Raw genomic sequence first — 17,462 nt, 5'->3', positions numbered from 1 at the left:
ATCCCATGAAAGAACTGCAAGGCAAGACAGCACTGATCACCGGTGCCAGCCGTGGCATCGGTGCTGCCGCCGCCCGGCACATGGCCGGACTGGGCATGCAGGTGGTACTGGCCGCCCGCACCCGGAAGGACTGTGAATCCATCGCCGAGGACATTCGCCAATCCGGTGCGCAGGCGCTGGCCGTGGAATGCGATGTGGCCAGCTACGCCTCGGTGGAGACGGCAGTGTCCAGCGCTGTCGAGGCCTTCGGCGCCGTCGATGTCCTGGTCAACAATGCCGGCATCATCGACCCCATTGCGCGACTCGGCGAATCCGACCCGGATGGCTGGGACCAGGTCGTCGACGTCAATCTCAAGGGGGTGTATCACGGTGTGCGATGCGTATTGCCGGGCATGGAACAGCGCGGTAGCGGCGTCATCATCAACATCAGCTCCGGTGCTGCCGTCAACGCCATCGAAGGCTGGAGTCACTACTGCGCAACCAAGGCGGGCGTCCTGGCCCTGACGCGTTGCATACACAAGGAATACGCGGAACACGGCATCCGTTGCATCGGCCTGAGCCCCGGCACCGTGGCCACGGACATGCAGCGTGCCATCAAGGCCTCCGGCATCAACCCGGTGAGTCAGATGGACTTCAGCGATCACATCCCGCCGGAATGGCCGGCCCGGGCCATCGCCTGGCTGTGTACCAACGCTGCTGCCGAGTGGTCAGGCAGCGACTTCTCCATCAAGACCGAGGAAGGCAGAAAACTGGTCGGCCTGATCTAGCGACCAACGGCGTGGCTGGACTCAGGCTGACTGCTCGCGACACACAGCGATGGCCTGCTCCAGTCGCGCCAATACATCATCTCTGGCTATCAGCGCCAGCGTGTCATTCATGGACGGTGACTGAGTGCCGCCGGTTACTGCAAGGCGCAAAGGCTGGCCCAGCTTGCCAAAGCCGATTCCCAGGGCCTCGACAGCGGCTTCCATGGCTGCCTGGATGCTCCCGGCGTCCCAACTCTCCAGCGCGGCGAAGCGACTGGCCGCGTCCTGCAGCACATCGGCCGCTGCCGGCTTGAACTGTTTGGCTTTCGCCTTTTCATCGTAACTCGCTGGCGCTTCGTAGAAGTAGCGCGCCGACTCGGCCATCTGTACCAGGGTACTGGCACGGTCACGCAGCAGATCGGCCACGGCTGACAGTGGCGCTCCGGCCGCGGTATCGATATTCAGCGATGCCATGTAGGGCTGCAGGGCTGCTCCCAGATAGTCGGCATCGGCCTTCTGCAGATACTGCTGATTGACCCAGTCCAGCTTCTTGACGTCGAATACCGAGCCGGATCGGTTGACCGCTTCGAGGCTGAACAGATCGCGCATTTCGTCAGCGGTGAACAGTTCCTGATCCTGATGAGACCATCCCAGGCGCACCAGATAGTTCAGCAACGCTTCCGGCAGGTAACCGTCGGCCTGGTACTGCATGACGCTGACCGCTCCGTGGCGTTTGGACATGCGCTTGCCGTCTTCACCCAGAATCATCGGCAGGTGTGCATACACCGGCCGGGCCGCACCCAGCGCTTCGAGTATGTTGATCTGCCGAGGTGTGTTGTTCACATGATCATCACCACGAATGACATGGGTGATTTCCATGTCCATGTCGTCGACCACGACCGTCAGATTGTAGGTGGGTGTACCGTCGGATCGCATGATGACCAGATCATCCAGCTCGCGGTTATCGATGACGATCTGCCCTTTCACCGCATCATCGATCGTGACCTTGCCATCGAGCGGGTTGCGAAATCGCACCACTGGCTTGACACCCTCGGGGGGCGTTTCTGTCCGGTCACGCCAGAATCCGTTGTAGCGCGGCTTTTCCTTTCTGGCGGTTGCCTCTTCACGCATGGCATCCAGCTCTTCCGGCGTGCAATAGCAATGATAGGCATGGCCACTGTCCATCAACTGCCGGATCACTTCCCGATAGCGATCGAATCGCTGAGTCTGGTAGAACGGCCCCTCATCGTGCTCCAGTCCCAGCCAGCTCATGCCGTCGAGAATGGCCTGCACCGATTCCTCGGATGAACGCTCCCGATCGGTATCCTCGATGCGCAGAATGAAGTCGCCACCGTGTTTGCGGGCGAACAGATAGCTGAACAGCGCGGTCCGGGCGCCACCAATATGCAGGTAACCAGTCGGACTTGGTGCAAATCGGGTGCGGACCTTCATGAGACGTTTCACAGCGGGTAAATGAGAGGTGCGTAGTCTAACAAAGCACCACGGTAATAATTCCCCTTCATTAGTGGTATTGGGCACACATGGTCATGGCCGCCGTGAGCGCTATACTGATCGCCTGTTAAAGGTTGTAACATTCAGATGCCCATTCGCTTCCCAGACCTGCACCCTCCGGCCGCGCCTGCCGGCCGAACCCGCTCCAGGGACACCCTGACGTCCGCCACGCGCGACGCTGGTGACGGCGATCGATCATCGCGAAGCCGTACTTCCCGCCCACCAAGCGCAGCAGGTAAACCCTCGGCCGGACCCGTCAGCGAAACCGCCGGCCGCCAGAGTGGCACATCGTCTCCGTCCATGGAACCCCGCTGGTACTCCTGTGCGCTGAGTGAACTGGGTCATGTGCGCAAGATCAACGAGGACGCCTTTCTGGACGCACAGGAAGAAGCCCTGTGGGTGGTGGCCGATGGCATGGGGGGCCATAGTCGCGGAGATCGCGCCAGTCAGGCCATCATCGAGGCCATGCACACCTTCAAGTCGAAGGATAATGCACTGGAAAGCGTCGATGACCTGCTCGAACGGCTGAACCATGCCAACGATGTCTGCCGCAATGCTGCCCAGGGGCAAGTCATGGGCAGCACCGTTGCGGCCTTGCACATCAACGGCGACAACGCCTATGTACTGTGGGCCGGCGACAGCCGGATCTATCGATACCGACAGGGCAAGTTCCTGCAGTTGACCGATGATCACAGCCTGGTGCAGGAACTGCACCGGCTGGGAGAACTGACGGCCGATGAAGCGGAAAATCACCCCTCATCGAATGTCATCACTCGTGCCATCGGAGTTGCCGACGATATCGATATTCAGGTACGCCAGCTGGATGTGCAAGCCGGTGACCGTTTTCTGCTGTGCAGCGATGGCCTGTTCAAGGATGTCAAACCTGCAGAAGTCGAAGCAAATCTGGCCCTGCCATCGCCCCGACAGGCACTCGATGAACTGGTCAGACTGGCCTTGCGCCGTGGCGGAACCGACAATGTCACGGCCATCGTCGTGCAGATGGCCAGCAGTGGCGCTAGCGAAAGCTCTCACGGATGACGTAAAGAAAGGTACTGTCCACCTGAACGGGATTGACCACAATCCGTGACATCAGCGGCGCGCTACCGGCAAAATCGTTGCCCAGTTCGGCGCGTACGTCAGCTGGAAAGCTGAACGAGCCGGTATCCGGGGTGACACAGGTCACGGTAACCCCGTCCTCCAGAAAGAATCCACCGGCCGTACTGGAGAATATGCGGATCATTGCACCCGGATCGTCCGAGGCATCCCAGGTGAACGTTGTCGAGCCGGAGATGCCATCGCCACCACCGAACTCGGCATTCTCCAGTGTCGTGATGTCGGGCACTGCGGCACCGGCGAACGCCGGAATCTCGCTGCTGCCCGGCACATCGACCTGCAGACCCGCTGGCACCGAGCCAGCCATCAGCATGGTCATATCAGGCAGATCGTAGAACAGGAAACCTGCCGCTGGTTGCTCCTCCAGAGTGGCATAGGTGCCATCCGGGCTTGTCAACACAATGGCCGAACCGGCACTGACACCACTCTTGCCGATTCCCGGGACTGTGGGAACAAAGGCTGCGCTGATCTCCTCGAAATCGATCACGCCGTCATCCTGCACCTGACACATCGCTGTATCACCGGAGAGCATGGTTCTCATGAAGTCTTCCGAGACGCCACTGGACAAGCGATGGAAACTGCCGACCAGATCGGACGCCTGGCCGGCATCATCAGCGACCGTGACGGCTCCGTAGTGCGTGATATCCCCTGCTGGCGCCATGACCACATCGGAAACCGTCGGCGGCCCACCATTGTCACCCGGAGCCGCCGAGTCGTTGGAATCACCACCACTGGAGCAGGCAGCCAATGTTGTCAGTGACAGCAGTATCGCGGTACGTCTGGTTGTAAGCATCATGTCCATCCTGTTGAAACCGAAAGGCGCCTAACGCGACTCATGAGAAAGAAGATCCGGATGGTGCCTGCCTCCTGCAGGCCCATCCGGGCAAGACGGCAGCCGTCAGGAGCCTGTTACCGGCGTTGTCAGGTAAGGAAAGGCATTGTCGAACTGACCGGCATTCTGCGGCGCACCATCGGTGAAGGCAGCATTACCCACCGGTGCATCCTCCGGCATGCACAAGCCAAGATTGTCACCACTGTCGCCAGCGGTACCACTGCTGTCCAGATCCACGGCGATGGGATGACACAGAGCGCCCATCATCACGCGCAGTGCGATGTCGGTGACATCATCCCCCGGTCGACGACCATTGGGAAAGCCCGCCAGATCACCACCGGCCACACCGAGGTTGACCTGCGCATCCTTTGCCGTGGGCGGTATTGCCGTATTGAGCCTGATCATCTCCGAGGGTGTGACAGTGGACAACTGGTTCACATCCGGAAAGCCGGTCAGAAACGCCGTGACCAGATCGGTTCTGGGCAGATTGGACGGAGCGATGTTCGAGCTGGCACCCACCGCATCGCGAAACAGGATATCCAGAATCGCCGGCAGTGTGGGTGAGGTCACATAGGTGGCAAACTGCGCATCATCCATGGGCTCACTGACATTGAACCGGTCCTTGTCCGGCAAACCGATAACCACTTCGTTGACCAGAGGATTGCTCAGCCTGGAGAGCTGACGATACTCGCCACTGTACTCGATGGGCCGACGGTAAGTCGGGTCAAGGCTGATTGTCTGGGTGCTGCGAACGCTGGCCGTTGTCCAGCCGCCGATGACACCATTGCCACTACCGGTCAGGCAATCCTTGTGGATCTCCAAAGCCAGAGTAGTAATATTCTTGTTGGCCAGATCGTTACGCGCGGGATCGTCCGGCAATGCCGAGACCAGCGGCACGAAATTCACCAGATCGAAGATTTCTGCCAAAGCAACAGAGAAGCTCTCCTTGCGCTGACCGACGAACACGCGAGCGTCCTGCGCACCGGCCGGACACTGCTCGAACTGCACGTCATAGTACACTTCGCCAGTGTTGCTCAGACTGCGTACATAGTTGTCATAACCTTCCGGAAACGTCTTGTTACCCACGTTGTCGTAGGGTTTGGAAAACAGCCGCAAGCCGGAATCGGGACGCACTGCCCAAGCAGGTGATGCCGACCGCCGATCGCCTTCGACCATGCCAACGAAATAGGTCTCGTTGACATTGAGGACCGACTGGTTGTCTCGAGCGCCCAGCTGGCCGATGTTCTTCAGCGATACCGGCACGGTGTCATTGCCGATCTGCAGTGCAAAACCCTGATCGCCATTCGCCAGACCGTTGTCGAAATCGAACAGGAATGTGATGTCTTCCTGAGCATCCCCATCATTGTCCACATGAATCTCGTAAATGGCATCCGGATTCATTGAAAAATAGTTGGGCCCGCCATAGACATCCTGTAGAGGCTGGTAATTCGCGATCAATGTCACAAAGTCTTCGCGCCCCGGCTCATAGCTGGAGAACATGTAGAAGTCGGTCGCGTCCACCTTCGGACGTGATTTGATGAAGGGGGCTTCTGCGTGTGACGAGGCCACGGCATGGCCTGCCAGCACCGTGCCGACAGCGGCAGTCAGTGTCAGAACACGGGATAATCCGGATCGAGCTTTCATTGTCAAACTCCTGTTGCAGTGGGACAGGCGGTAGAAACCGTACCGGCATCTTTGCCGCTGAATGTCGTGAACGGCATTGAACAAGTCGTCTCGAACCGCTCGATACAACTCCGCCCTCACTGACAGATACGCAGGGAGCCCGTCAAAAAGATGCAGCATTGGAAACTTTTTTTCTCATGCTCCTGAAGACAGACGCCGGTTATTCTTCTTTGTGACGAGAATCACCTGCACGTCTCGCCCCTCTCCCGAGCCGCGGCAGGGAGCGGTGTAATCATTACCCATGCCTGTTAACCTGAGAACTGCGCAGCTCACTTGATCTACAGAAGAGCAGCATGTACAAATTACAATCGTGCTCCGCGCACGCAGGCCCGGGAGGGATCATGCCATTCAGTCTGAAACAATCTGTACAGGGCTGCCTCTTTTCATGACATCACTGCGTAGATATCACTATGACCCACGGCACCTCTACAGTCGACGAGCCCCGATCACCACGCACCGCCGGTATCGATGCGGCTGATCAACGTCTGGACGGCCTGATCAGCGCCTGCGCCGACGGCATCGAGAGTGCATTCGAACAACTCTACAAGGCGACGTCCAGCCAGCTGTACGGGGTACTGCTTCGCATTCTGAAAACCGAGGCGCTGGCCGAAGAAGCCCTGCAGGATACCTATATCAAGGTCTGGAACAATGCCGATCGGTACCGTAATGACAAGAGTGCACCGCGCACCTGGCTGGTCAGCATCGCACGCAATCATGCCATCGATGTGCTGCGCAAGCGTAGCAGCCGCGAAGACGTCGAACTGAATCTGGACAAGGCCCACCTGGAAGTCATGCCGGATCGGGCGCAGGCATTCGATCAACAGCACGAGTCATCCCAGCTTCTGGACTTGTGCCTGGAGCGACTCTCCGAACCGGCACGTGAGTGTGTGGTTCGTGCCTATTGCGAGGGGTTTTCCCAGGAGGAATTGAGTGAACGTCTGCAACGACCCATCGGCACGGTCAAGAGCTGGATTCGCCGCAGTCTTGTTTCATTGAAGGAGTGTCTTGATGGCCACGCCTGACGAGCAATGGTGGGAAGCACAGGCAGGCGAGTATGTACTCGGCTCTCTGCGAGGCACCGAAAGGGATGTATTCGAGAAGATTCTGGCGGCCGATGAAGAGACCAGAGCCAGAGTGCGATGGTGGCAGCATCAGCTTGCCGCTCTGGACTCCCGGGTGGCTCCGGTCACCCCACCGCCTCATCTGCTTCCCCTGATCATGAGCCGAATCGGGACCGAGAAACACGCCCCCGGAGATACCGAACAGGAAGAACTGACAGAACAGCTCACTACCGATGCTGTTCGCCAGGATACGTCCGACAACGTCGTGTCCTGGCGCCGACGACCTTCACGTCGCAGCAATACTTTGTGGAAAACCATCGCAGGACTTGCCACGGCAGCCTCGATTGCCATGGCAGCCCTGCTGCTGCAGAGCACGACACACGATGAGACAGTTGCACCGGGCCCCGAGCTGAACATGATCAGTATCGTGCAGGATGACTCACAGGAATCCCTGTGGATTCTCTCAACCCGGGATGGCAGCAATCAGTTGCAGGTAGTCGCCCTGGCACCACCACCACTGGAGGCAGATCGCTCGTTCGAACTGTGGATGGTCAAACCCGATGACGGCGGCGTCAGCTCGGTCGGTCTGTTACCGACCAACGAAGGCGAATCACTGCTGTTGACTCTGCCACTCGGTACCGCCGAGGCCCAGCAGTTCGCCGTCAGTCTGGAACCCAGCGGCGGCTCACCGGAAGCCGGGCCTACCGGGCCAGTTCTGTTCAGCGGTGCCATTCGAACCATTTCAGGTACGCGCCTCTGATGCGATCAGACCGGCAGACATCAATCCTCGGTGCCGCAGTCGCGGCGCTGTGGCTTTTCTTCCACACGCTGCCGGCGATGGCGCATGAGTACTGGCTGGAACCGGTGGGCCAGCGCTGGTCTGCCGGCGAGCAGTTGCAGGCAGACGTGCGCAATGGCGAGGAGTTCGTGGGGGCACCGCTACCCTTCGATCCCGCTGGTCTCTCCCGCGCCGGCCTGATTTCAGACAGCAACAGACAGGCACTGACGGGCCGCCTTGGCGATTATCCGGCGTTCCAGATGTCGCTGAAAGAGCCGGGACTTAACCTGCTGCTGCTGGAGACCACGCAGCGTGAACTGCGCTATGCCGACTTCGAAGACTTCGAGACATTTCTGAACTACCACGGGCTGCAAGGCATCGTGGCTCGTCATCAGGCCAGGGGGCTGCCCCGGGAGAACATCGTCGAGCACTACTATCGATACTGCAAGGCCTTGATCGATGTTTCCGATCCAACAGGCCAGGCATCCGACTCGACTGACAACGCAACCCCGACCCGAACAGCACCAGCCTTGGCCCCCCAGGACCAGCGGCTGGAACTGATTGCCGAGCGTAATCCGATGCAAGCAGACAGCGTACGCCTGCAATTGTGGTTCGAAGGGCGGGTGCAAGCGGGGCGTCAGGTCGAGATGCTGTATCGCAGCTCCGATCAGAGCGTCACACGTACCGTGGCCGATACAAACGACGAAGGCCACGTCGAATTCACCCTGAGCGCCACGGGCGACTATCTGTTCAACAGTGTCAAGCTCGTGGAACCCGCTGACACCTCTGCCCACTGGGAGTCCCACTGGGCTTCCCTGTTCTTCCGAAAAAACTGAATCCCCCACGCATGACTTTCAAACCGTCCCTGACTGGTCGGCTGCTGCTATTGGCAGTGCTGCTCTCCAGTATCGCCAGTCTGCAAGCCCACGAATTGCGTCCCGCTGTTGCCGATATCAGTCAGTCGGATGCGACGGTACAGATTGCCATTCGCGCCAACCTGGAAGCGCTGATCAGCGAGATCGGACCCGAGCATGATGATTCGGACGATGCACCGCAGGCCGAGCGCTACCAGCAATTGCGTGACATGCCTCCGGCAGCTCTGGAACGAGAAACCCGACAATACCTGCCCACGCTGTTGCAGTCGATAAATCTGTCTTCATCCACGGACCCGGAATCGACACTGCCACTGGACATGGCTTCCGTAACCATTCCGCCGGTGGGAGACGTGCGCCTGCCACGCGATTCCGTGCTGATTCTGCAAGCGCCCCTGGAAGAATCCATGGAGACCATCGATTGGCAGTGGGATGCGCGTTACGGACCGATCATCCTGCGGGCCGATGCGGTCACGGATGTGCCCGATGCGAGCGCATTCAGCCAGTACTTGCAGCCCGGCGAACGCAGCGACCCGATATCCATCGAGGCAGGAGTGTCTCAGACTGGCGGCAGCGGCTTTCTGGATTACATCGTCATCGGATTCGAGCACATCATTCCGAAGGGACTGGATCACATCCTGTTCGTCATCGGGCTGTTTCTGCTGGCACCGAAACTCAGGCCGATCGTCTGGCAAGTGAGCATGTTCACCATTGCCCACACGGTGACGCTGGCACTGGGCATTACCGGGATCATCACCTTGCCAGCCAGTATCGTCGAACCCCTGATTGCCCTGTCCATCACCGCGGTCTGCGCCGAGAACCTGTTCGCCGGTCGATCCGGCCAGGCCCGCCTGTCCTCGACTCGTCTTGTCATGGTTTTCGCCTTCGGCCTGCTGCACGGTCTGGGTTTTGCCGGTGTCCTGAGCGACATCGGACTGTCAAGCGGTCACTTTGCCAGCTCCTTGCTGGCCTTCAATATCGGGGTCGAGCTGGGTCAGCTCAGCGTTGTACTGTTGTGCTTTGCTCTGGTGGGCTGGCGCTTCGGCAAGCGCCCCTGGTACCGACAGCGAATCACCCTGCCGGCGTCCCTGATCATCGGCGCAATCGGTCTCTACTGGTTCCTGCAACGCGTTCAGATCATCGGATGACTTTGACGATAACCATCGGCCACGACGGCCGATGGACGATTGCCTAGCGCAACCAGATCTCGATCAGGCCTTCTGACGGCACGGGCTGGTAGTCGGCAAAATCGCGTACCGCCACATCATCGAATACCAGCCCCAGTGCATCACCCACCGCCTGTCCGGCCTGACGATCGGCCGAATGGTAGTAACGCACCTGGTTGCGATCGGGCACGGCATCGACCAGACGCCGCTCCACCTGCGAAACACCCAGCGCCTGCAGCAGGGAACTCAGCTGACCGGCAAGATGATCTGCAGGCTCCAGCGCATGCACGACAACTCTCACAGTACCGATGTCCTGCATCTTTCCCAGCAGATCCTGCTCGGGTGTCACCGATTCACGAACAATTTCTCCAGCCTGATCACGCCGCTCTTCGCCGGTATCTGCAGCGATGGCAGGCATCAACGGGACCGTTATCAGCATGGCTCCGACAGCGAGAGCACTTCCCACACAGCGTGATACGAAGCTCTTCCGATTTTCCGTACTGCCTTGTGCAGGACAGCCGGATCCACGAATATCGAACGATGCCATTTTCCTTCCTCCCATCAATCAACCCATGGTGAACAAACGCCAGGCAGAGTCTGCAGGACCCTGCCCGGCTGTTCGAGAACTGACGCAATCAACCCTCTAGCGTGCCAGAACAACCGACTCGGGCTTCAGCACAGCCACTGACTCGTCAGCCGCTACATCCATCTCGCCCTCCAGAGACAGCACATCGCGATAGATCAGCACCTGATCATTGGACTTCTCTGCAATGTAGGCATGCGCACCATCAAACGCCAGGTCGACCGGATTTCCCAGTGCCGTTGCCGCGCCGGCAATCATCGCCCTGGGGGTGATCTCACCGGAAGCGGTGGACGCATCATCGATGACATACAGTGCACCATCGCTGGCACTGGCAGCATCGCCGACATCGGTCACGATCAGTGTATCGCTATCGAGATCGTGCACGATACCGTGGATGTTGCTGACAGCACCTGCAGCGGCTGCTCGAATGCTGCGTGTCGGTACGGCACTGGCTCCCATGGCGAAGAAGTCATCATAAACCAGCACATCACCAGCGGTACCGGCCGCGTACAGTCGGTCGTTTTGCGGATCATAATCGGTATCCCAGATTGCGGCACTGCCTGTATCCATGACCGTGAACAGCGGCATGGCGTTGCTGCCAGCTGATGTAGACAACACCACCAGACTGGCGGCAACCGAATCGTTGCCGATATCCGAGACGATCAAGGCTCCCTGTTCACCGGCAATCTCGACGCCCTTGGGGCTGGTCAGCCCGGCGCTTGCACCGCCCAGCAGGCGATCTCTTGTCATGGTATCCACGGCTGTCCCCTCACGGCTGTCAAGCCTGTCGATGACCAGTAAACCGCGATCGGAGACCGAAGAGCCGTCAGTGGTATCGAATACGGCATAGCCGTTTCCGGCAGCATCAAGCTGGATGCTCTCCAGCGTACGAAACATTTCCTGACCGGGATCTCCGGACACCATGCCCGCCATGACAGACTGTTCGCCTTGTGCAGCGTCAAGCGGCAGATCCAGTACCCGAATACTGCCAACCGATGAATTGTCCACAGCCTCGCCACCTTGCTGCATGACGGTCGGATTCTGGCTTACCAGCAACCTCGAGACAGCACTGTCCGCGGTCAGATCCGATGCATCCACGACCCCGTCATCGTCGCCAAACTGCACCAGAGATTCCGGTTTGGTAAACGCACGCATGTAATCAGGCGCGACATCCCCCGCCCGTGTCGCCACGTCATTGAACACCAGAATGGCGTCATTGGACTTCTCGGCAACGATGGCCGAACCCTCAACCAGCAATACATCCACCGGGTTGCCCAGCAGGGTCGCCGGCCCTTCGATGGCATCGACGCTCTGCTCTCCGTTCAGCTCACCATCGTCTGCAAAGACATACAGCGCACCATCGGTCGCTGAATCGGCACTACCCACATCCGAGACGAGCACCATACCGTCTTCAACCGCGACACCATGAAAATTGACAGAGCGTTGCATGCCGTCGGCATCGACCACGCTGACCATCCGATCAATGATATCTGCCCCGAGACTGACCTGTGAATCTCCCTCCGCCGGCATCAGCAATCCCAGCTCGGCGACTGCATCGACGATTCCCAGCGTGCCGTCCGTCATGGCCAGATAGAGACGATCGGCCTGCGCATCGTAGGTACTGTCCCAGCAGCTGGCTGGCAGATCCACCTGTGCCACGGGCGACGCCTGCTCGCCGGCCGATGTGGAATACAACTTCAGGTCAGCGGCCTGATCACTGACATCACAGGAGGCCAGCAGCCCCATGCCTGACAGTGTTGCCAATCCCTTGCCGGGGCTGTTGCCGACAAGCCGATCAAGCGCTCCGAATTCATCCATGTCCGTACGGTCGACGGCACGATTGAAGGCACGCATGCCCACGCTGCCTTCTGCATCGGAGTTCTGGTACAAGGTGCCGTCAGCGCCGATCGTCAGCCCCTGATTGGCTCCAGTGGCAAGGGTGCTTCGCTCAGTGGCAATATCCGGTGCGAGAATCGACACACTGCCCGGACCCTGCCCGTCATTCATGGCGACGGCGAAGCGCCCCTCGGGGATGACGGGATCCGACCCGCCCATGTCATTCGAATCATCGTCGTCACTGCAGGCACCGAGTGTCATCGCCGCCAGAGCCATGGCCACCACCAGGCGCCGCCGCGGAAATCGGTTGCCCTCATCAGTCCCGAGCTGTGGCGCCGGACTGGTACTGCCGGCCGATATTGAACTGCGTTTGCTGCACATCATGATCGCACTCTCCATTGAAGGCCTTTTCAGGCCGGATACCAACAGCAACGTACGAGAGGGCAGAAAAGATGCAGCGACCGGAAAATACCTTGAATTCCGGTAAAAATGACAGATACGTCCCCGAGCACAGGGAAAGATGCTACGGACCAAAACGCAGACAGCCCGGAAGTTGCCTTCCGGGGCGTCTGCTCATTCAGTCCTGCCAGCGTTGTCGATCAGTGCACGACAGCCACATTGGGTTTGGCCTCACGGTTGCTGAAGACCAGCTCACCGCCCTCTGCATCGATGAACACCGTATCGCCCGGCATGAAATCTCCCGAGAGAATGGACTGTGCCAGCGGGTTTTCCACCCGTTGCTGGATCTCGCGACGCAATGGCCTTGCCCCGTAAACCGGATCGAATCCCGCCGCACCGATCATGTCCAGCGCAGCATCGGTGATCACCAGCTCCAGCTGACGATCTGCCAGGCGACGCGCCAGGTGCTGTACCTGGAACCCGGCAATCATGCGGATGTTCTCACTGGACAACGGTTTGAAGACCACGGTCTCATCCACCCGGTTGATGAACTCGGGACGGAAATGCTGTCCGACGATTTCCATCACGGCTGCCTTCATCTCGGCATAATTGTCGCCGCCCGCCAGCTCCTGGATGATCTGACTGCCCAGGTTGGACGTCATGACGATGACCGTATTGCGAAAATCCACCGTCCGCCCCTGACCATCGGTCAGGCGACCATCATCAAGCACCTGCAACAGGATATTGAACACGTCACCGTGCGCTTTCTCCACTTCGTCGAGCAGGATGACCGAATACGGCTTGCGACGTACGGCTTCGGTCAGATAGCCACCCTCTTCATAGCCGACATACCCGGGAGGCGCACCGATCAATCGCGCCACGGAATGTTTCTCCATGAACTCCGACATGTCGATACGCACCATGGCGTCATCGGCATCGAACATGAAGTCGGCCAGCGCCTTGGTCAGTTCCGTCTTGCCCACACCGGTTGGTCCGAGAAACAGGAAGGAACCGATGGGACGACCCGGATCCGACAAGCCCGCCCGTGAGCGCCGGATGGCATCGGATACCGCTTCCACCGCTTCCAGCTGACCCACCACGCGCTTGCCCAGCTCGGCTTCCATACGCAGCAGCTTGTCCTTCTCGCCTTCCATCATCTTGCTGACCGGGATACCGGTCCACTTGGCTACCACCTCGGCAATCTCGTCGGCCGTGACATTGGTTCGCAGCAGGGTCATTTCCTGATCGTCGGTACTCTCGATGGCCTCTGCCAACGATTTCTCGAGAGCCGGTATCTGCCCATACTGCAATTCCGACATGCGTGCCAGATCGCCAGCGCGCCTTGCGGTTTCCAGCTCCAGCCGCACACGCTCCAGCTCTTCCTTGATGCCTGCGGCATTCTGTACGGTTGCTTTCTCGGAATTCCAGATCTCTTCCAGATCGGCAAATTCCTTCTCCAGTGCATCGACATCCTCGTCCAGAGTCGCCAGACGCTGTACTGATGCATCATCGGTCTCCTTGACCAGTGCCTCACGCTCGATCTTCATCTGGATGATGCGGCGTTCGAGTCGATCCAGCTCTTCCGGCTTGGAATCGATTTCCATGCGGATATGCGAAGCTGCCTCGTCAATCAGATCGATGGCCTTGTCCGGCAGCTGGCGATCACTGATATAGCGATGCGACAGCGTGGCTGCGGCCACGATGGCAGGATCGGTGATATCCACCCCATGATGCACTTCGTAGCGCTCCTTCAGGCCACGCAGAATGGCGATGGTGTCTTCCACCGATGGCTCATCGACGATGATTTTCTGGAAGCGTCGCTCCAGCGCTGCATCCTTTTCGATGTACTGACGATACTCATCCAGTGTGGTCGCGCCGATGCAATGCAGTTCGCCGCGGGCCAGCGCAGGCTTGAGCATGTTCCCGGCATCCATCGAGCCCTCGGCCTTGCCGGCACCCACCATGGTGTGGATCTCGTCGATGAACAGGATCACCTGACCTTCCTGCTTGGCCAGATCACTCAATACCGCCTTCAGGCGTTCTTCGAATTCACCACGGAACTTGGCACCGGCAATGAGAGCGCCCATGTCCAGCGACAGCACACGCTTGTTGCGAATGCCATCCGGTACCTGACCATCGACGATGCGCTGCGCCAGACCTTCCACCAGAGCAGTCTTGCCCACACCCGGTTCACCAATGATGACCGGGTTGTTCTTGGTACGACGCTGCAGCACCTGGATGGCACGACGGATCTCATCATCACGACCGATCACGGGGTCAATCTTGCCTTGCTCGGCACGCTCGGTCAGGTCGATGGTGTACTTCTCCAGCGCCTTGCGATTGTCCTCGGCATTCGGATCGTTGACCGGCCCGCCCTGCACGTCTTCTATGGTTTTCTGGATCGCGCTCAGGTTTGCACCGTGGCCAAGCATGACCTCGGCCAGTGAGTTCTTCTTGTCTTCCAGCGCCGCCAGCACGAAGACTTCGGAAGAGATGTACTGATCTCCCCGCTTCTGTGCCGCCTTGTCTGTCAGATTGAGCAGTCGTCCCAGTTCATTGGACACATGCAGCTGCCCGCTGCCCCCTTCCACCTTGGCCAGACGATCAAGCGCCTGATCCAGACCGACGCGCAGACCGTTCACGTTGACGCCGGATTGTGCAAGCAATGGACTGACGCCACTTCCATCCTGATCAAGCATGGCCACCATCAGATGGGCCGGCTCGATGAATTGATGATCGCGACCCAGAGCCAATGACTGTGCGTCTTGCAATGCCAGCTGAAACTTGCTGGTCAGTTTGTCCATTCTCATCAGATTTACCTCATGGCAATCGTTTCATTCAGATGGCCTTAAGGTGGTGCTGCCGTGATTCAATTCAACATCTTTTGTAGGGTTATCATGAGAAAGATCAAACAGTCTCAGCTCCGCGATGCGTCCATCCAGGCCATCGTGGCCAGTCGTCCACTGCGCAGTCCATCGCGTCGATGCGAATGAAACCACTGCGGCTGACTGACGGTGCAATAGTCGCCGCCGGTCACCACCACGGAGCGACAGGCCTGCAACTCGGTGCGTGCCAGCGCGTAGATATCCGCCCAGAATCTGACACCCGAGGCTGCGGCAGGGTCTGTCCGACCTGGCAGGAATGACTCACCGTGGGCCGCCTTGCGATCAATGAAGGCCTGACGCACCTCCTCCCCGATCTCGAAGGCATCGGGACCGATGGCCGGTCCGAGCCAGGCATGCAGTTCGACAGCGGGGCTGAACCTTGCCAGGGCATTTTCCAGAATACCCGCCGCCAGGCCGCGCCAGCCGGCATGCACCACGGCCAGCTGACTTCCCTGTGCATCGCTGATCACGACCGGCAGGCAGTCGGCGGTCAGCACCGCCAGCACCACGTTCGGCTGATCGGTCCAGGAGCCGTCTGCACAGAATGCCTGTTCCGTCGATGGCGCACTGGTGGAAACAGGCTCCTTCTCGGAACCGATGGCCAGAACCTTCTCGCTGTGCGTCTGATGCAGCCAGCACGGTTCTCCGGGAAGCGCAAAGGATTCCACCACACGCCGACGATTCTCCTCTACGGCCGGCAGTTCGTCTCCGACATGCAGGCCCAGATTCAGCGAATCATACGGTGCCTGGCTGACACCGCCCAGCCGGGTCGTCGCGAACGCCGTAACCCGGGAAGACACCTGCCACTGCGGAGTCAGCCCGGTTATCACGCCAAAGCCGCGACCGGAGGCCAGATCGTGCCTCATATCAGCCTCACCTTCCTCCGTCCTGCCTTCGAACCCGGAATCAACCATTGTTTCTGTCACTCTCTGCGCGTAGCGCTGCATCGGCGATATCGCGCAATTCGGCACATAAATGCAGCATGTCCTGCGGCATCGGGGCATCAAAGCTCATTTCTTCCTCGTTACCCGGATTGATCAGCGTCAGACGGGTAGCATGCAGGGCCTGGCGCTTGAAGCCTGCCACGGCCGGCACTTCGGCCACCTGTCGCGGCAGGACGGCCAGACGCCTGCCGTAGGCCGGGTCGCCGATCAGCGCATGGCCGATATGGGTCATGTGAACCCTTATCTGATGAGTACGTCCGGTTTCGAGCTTGACCATGACGCGGGCACAGCCCAGATAGCGCTCCACACATTCGAAATGGGTAACCGCGGGTTTGCCGCCGTCGGTCACCGCCATGCGCTTGCGATCTCGCGGGTGACGACCGATTGGCGCATCGATTGTCCCGTTGATGGGTACCGCACCCACCACTACTGCGGTGTAGGTGCGCCCCATCTCGCGGGCCTGCAGCTGCCTCACCAGATGCGTATGGGCCTCCAGGGTGCGCGCCACGACACACAGACCGGAGGTTTCCTTGTCGAGTCGATGCACGATGCCCGCACGCGGCACGCCGGCCTGAGCGGCGCTGTAGTGCAGCAGCCCATTGAGCAAGGTACCACGGCGATTGCCGGGGGCCGGATGCATGACCAGCCCGGCAGGCTTGTTGATGACCAGTATGTGTTCATCCTCGTGAACGATATCCAGATCCATCGGTTCGGGCACGAAGCTGGACATGCCGTCGCCATCCGCCTCGGAGAGCATGTCCGCCAGCAGATCAGGCGGCAATTGCAGACTCAGCAGCTCGCCACCGAGTACCTTGTCACGCGTTCGCCGTTGCTCGCCATCCACCGTCAGGTAACCATCGGCAATCCAGCTCTGCAGCCGGCTGCGTGAATAGGTGTCGAATACCATGGCAGCCACGGCATCCAGCCGCTTGCCGGCCCACTCCGAACTGACCCGGATCGTGTCGGATTCCTCGGTGCTGGAGGATGGGGAAGGTTTGTCAGTCTGACCGGTAATGTGAATTCTCCTGGAGCAGAGCGCACACAGGCGCTGT

Annotated in this window: 14 protein-coding genes; 6 read left to right on the top strand and 8 right to left on the bottom strand. The window is 59.4% G+C overall.

Features of this window, described 5'->3' with window-relative positions:
* Positions 1-5: 5 nt before the first annotated feature.
* Positions 6-767 carry an SDR family oxidoreductase gene (locus tag ACUNV4_RS01145; RefSeq protein ID WP_430876643.1) on the top strand — a complete coding sequence of 254 codons (762 nt, stop codon included), beginning with the start codon at positions 6-8 and terminating at the stop codon, positions 765-767.
* 21 nt (positions 768-788) lie between these two features.
* Here ACUNV4_RS01145 and gltX read toward each other — a convergent pair whose 3' ends face one another.
* On the bottom strand, positions 789-2,198 hold the full coding sequence (gene gltX / locus ACUNV4_RS01140; protein WP_430876642.1) for a glutamate--tRNA ligase: 1,410 nt from the start codon (positions 2,196-2,198) through the stop codon (positions 789-791).
* Positions 2,199-2,345: 147 nt separating this feature from the next.
* Here gltX and ACUNV4_RS01135 point away from each other — a divergent pair, with 147 nt between their 5' ends.
* Positions 2,346-3,296 (top strand): PP2C family protein-serine/threonine phosphatase, encoded by a 951-nt coding sequence (locus ACUNV4_RS01135; protein ID WP_430876641.1) that lies wholly within the window; start codon positions 2,346-2,348, stop codon positions 3,294-3,296.
* On the opposite strand, the gene ACUNV4_RS01130 is transcribed toward ACUNV4_RS01135, so the two are convergent.
* Together ACUNV4_RS01130 and ACUNV4_RS01125 are read right to left on the bottom strand one after the other, a co-directional pair.
* Entirely contained in the window at positions 3,274-4,164 is an 891-nt protein-coding gene (locus ACUNV4_RS01130; protein ID WP_430876640.1) for a hypothetical protein, read from the bottom strand. The two genes, ACUNV4_RS01135 and ACUNV4_RS01130, sit on opposite strands and share 23 nt — an antisense overlap.
* Before the next feature lie 105 nt (positions 4,165-4,269).
* A complete protein-coding gene (locus ACUNV4_RS01125) occupies positions 4,270-5,847 on the bottom strand; it encodes a DUF4331 domain-containing protein (protein ID WP_430876639.1) in 1,578 nt (525 codons plus the stop codon).
* A 449-nt stretch (positions 5,848-6,296) separates the two neighbouring features.
* Here ACUNV4_RS01125 and ACUNV4_RS01120 point away from each other — a divergent pair, with 449 nt between their 5' ends.
* From ACUNV4_RS01120 to ACUNV4_RS01105, 4 genes are read left to right on the top strand one after another with little or no spacing between them, the layout of a single operon-like run.
* Entirely contained in the window at positions 6,297-6,908 is a 612-nt protein-coding gene (locus ACUNV4_RS01120; RefSeq protein ID WP_430876638.1) for a sigma-70 family RNA polymerase sigma factor, read from the top strand.
* Positions 6,895-7,707, top strand: a complete 813-nt coding sequence (locus ACUNV4_RS01115; protein ID WP_430876637.1) for an anti-sigma factor — start codon at positions 6,895-6,897, stop codon at positions 7,705-7,707. The genes ACUNV4_RS01120 and ACUNV4_RS01115 overlap by 14 nt, the downstream gene beginning before the upstream one ends.
* Complete coding sequence (locus ACUNV4_RS01110; protein ID WP_430876636.1) at positions 7,707-8,561, top strand: DUF4198 domain-containing protein; 855 nt, start codon at positions 7,707-7,709, stop codon at positions 8,559-8,561. The genes ACUNV4_RS01115 and ACUNV4_RS01110 overlap by 1 nt, the downstream gene beginning before the upstream one ends.
* An 11-nt stretch (positions 8,562-8,572) precedes the next feature.
* The gene (locus ACUNV4_RS01105; protein WP_430876635.1) at positions 8,573-9,745 is read left to right on the top strand and encodes a HupE/UreJ family protein; all 1,173 of its coding nucleotides are present in this window, start codon (positions 8,573-8,575) and stop codon (positions 9,743-9,745) included.
* 43 nt (positions 9,746-9,788) lie between these two features.
* Here ACUNV4_RS01105 and ACUNV4_RS01100 read toward each other — a convergent pair whose 3' ends face one another.
* From ACUNV4_RS01100 to ACUNV4_RS01080, 5 genes are all read right to left on the bottom strand, one after another.
* Entirely contained in the window at positions 9,789-10,310 is a 522-nt protein-coding gene (locus tag ACUNV4_RS01100; RefSeq protein ID WP_430876634.1) for a hypothetical protein, read from the bottom strand.
* A gap of 96 nt (positions 10,311-10,406) precedes the next feature.
* On the bottom strand, positions 10,407-12,566 hold the full coding sequence (locus ACUNV4_RS01095; protein ID WP_430876633.1) for a hypothetical protein: 2,160 nt from the start codon (positions 12,564-12,566) through the stop codon (positions 10,407-10,409).
* Between the two features lie 215 nt (positions 12,567-12,781).
* A complete protein-coding gene (clpB, locus tag ACUNV4_RS01090) occupies positions 12,782-15,385 on the bottom strand; it encodes an ATP-dependent chaperone ClpB (protein WP_430877397.1) in 2,604 nt (867 codons plus the stop codon).
* 113 nt (positions 15,386-15,498) lie between these two features.
* Complete coding sequence (pgeF, locus tag ACUNV4_RS01085; protein WP_430876632.1) at positions 15,499-16,332, bottom strand: peptidoglycan editing factor PgeF; 834 nt, start codon at positions 16,330-16,332, stop codon at positions 15,499-15,501.
* A 40-nt stretch (positions 16,333-16,372) separates the two neighbouring features.
* On the bottom strand, positions 16,373-17,317 hold the full coding sequence (locus tag ACUNV4_RS01080; protein WP_430876631.1) for an RluA family pseudouridine synthase: 945 nt from the start codon (positions 17,315-17,317) through the stop codon (positions 16,373-16,375).
* Positions 17,318-17,462 lie beyond the last annotated feature (145 nt).

The organism is Granulosicoccus sp. 3-233, assembly GCF_052681095.1.
The sequence above is the reverse complement of the archived record's forward strand: the minus strand, read 5'-3'. Positions and strand labels throughout refer to the sequence as shown.

Bases quoted from the DNA above. Each gene is read 5' to 3' on its own strand.
- ACUNV4_RS01145 (WP_430876643.1), top strand. From the start codon at position 6: ATGAAAGAACTGCAAGGCAAGACAGCACTGATCACCGGTGCCAGCCGT.
- gltX (WP_430876642.1), bottom strand. From the start codon at position 2,198: ATGAAGGTCCGCACCCGATTTGCACCAAGTCCGACTGGTTACCTGCAT.
- ACUNV4_RS01135 (WP_430876641.1), top strand. From the start codon at position 2,346: ATGCCCATTCGCTTCCCAGACCTGCACCCTCCGGCCGCGCCTGCCGGC.
- ACUNV4_RS01130 (WP_430876640.1), bottom strand. From the start codon at position 4,164: ATGCTTACAACCAGACGTACCGCGATACTGCTGTCACTGACAACATTG.
- ACUNV4_RS01125 (WP_430876639.1), bottom strand. From the start codon at position 5,847: ATGAAAGCTCGATCCGGATTATCCCGTGTTCTGACACTGACTGCCGCT.
- ACUNV4_RS01120 (WP_430876638.1), top strand. From the start codon at position 6,297: ATGACCCACGGCACCTCTACAGTCGACGAGCCCCGATCACCACGCACC.
- ACUNV4_RS01115 (WP_430876637.1), top strand. From the start codon at position 6,895: ATGGCCACGCCTGACGAGCAATGGTGGGAAGCACAGGCAGGCGAGTAT.
- ACUNV4_RS01110 (WP_430876636.1), top strand. From the start codon at position 7,707: ATGCGATCAGACCGGCAGACATCAATCCTCGGTGCCGCAGTCGCGGCG.
- ACUNV4_RS01105 (WP_430876635.1), top strand. From the start codon at position 8,573: ATGACTTTCAAACCGTCCCTGACTGGTCGGCTGCTGCTATTGGCAGTG.
- ACUNV4_RS01100 (WP_430876634.1), bottom strand. From the start codon at position 10,310: ATGGCATCGTTCGATATTCGTGGATCCGGCTGTCCTGCACAAGGCAGT.
- ACUNV4_RS01095 (WP_430876633.1), bottom strand. From the start codon at position 12,566: ATGATGTGCAGCAAACGCAGTTCAATATCGGCCGGCAGTACCAGTCCG.
- clpB (WP_430877397.1), bottom strand. From the start codon at position 15,385: ATGGACAAACTGACCAGCAAGTTTCAGCTGGCATTGCAAGACGCACAG.
- pgeF (WP_430876632.1), bottom strand. From the start codon at position 16,332: ATGAGGCACGATCTGGCCTCCGGTCGCGGCTTTGGCGTGATAACCGGG.
- ACUNV4_RS01080 (WP_430876631.1), bottom strand. From the start codon at position 17,317: ATGGTATTCGACACCTATTCACGCAGCCGGCTGCAGAGCTGGATTGCC.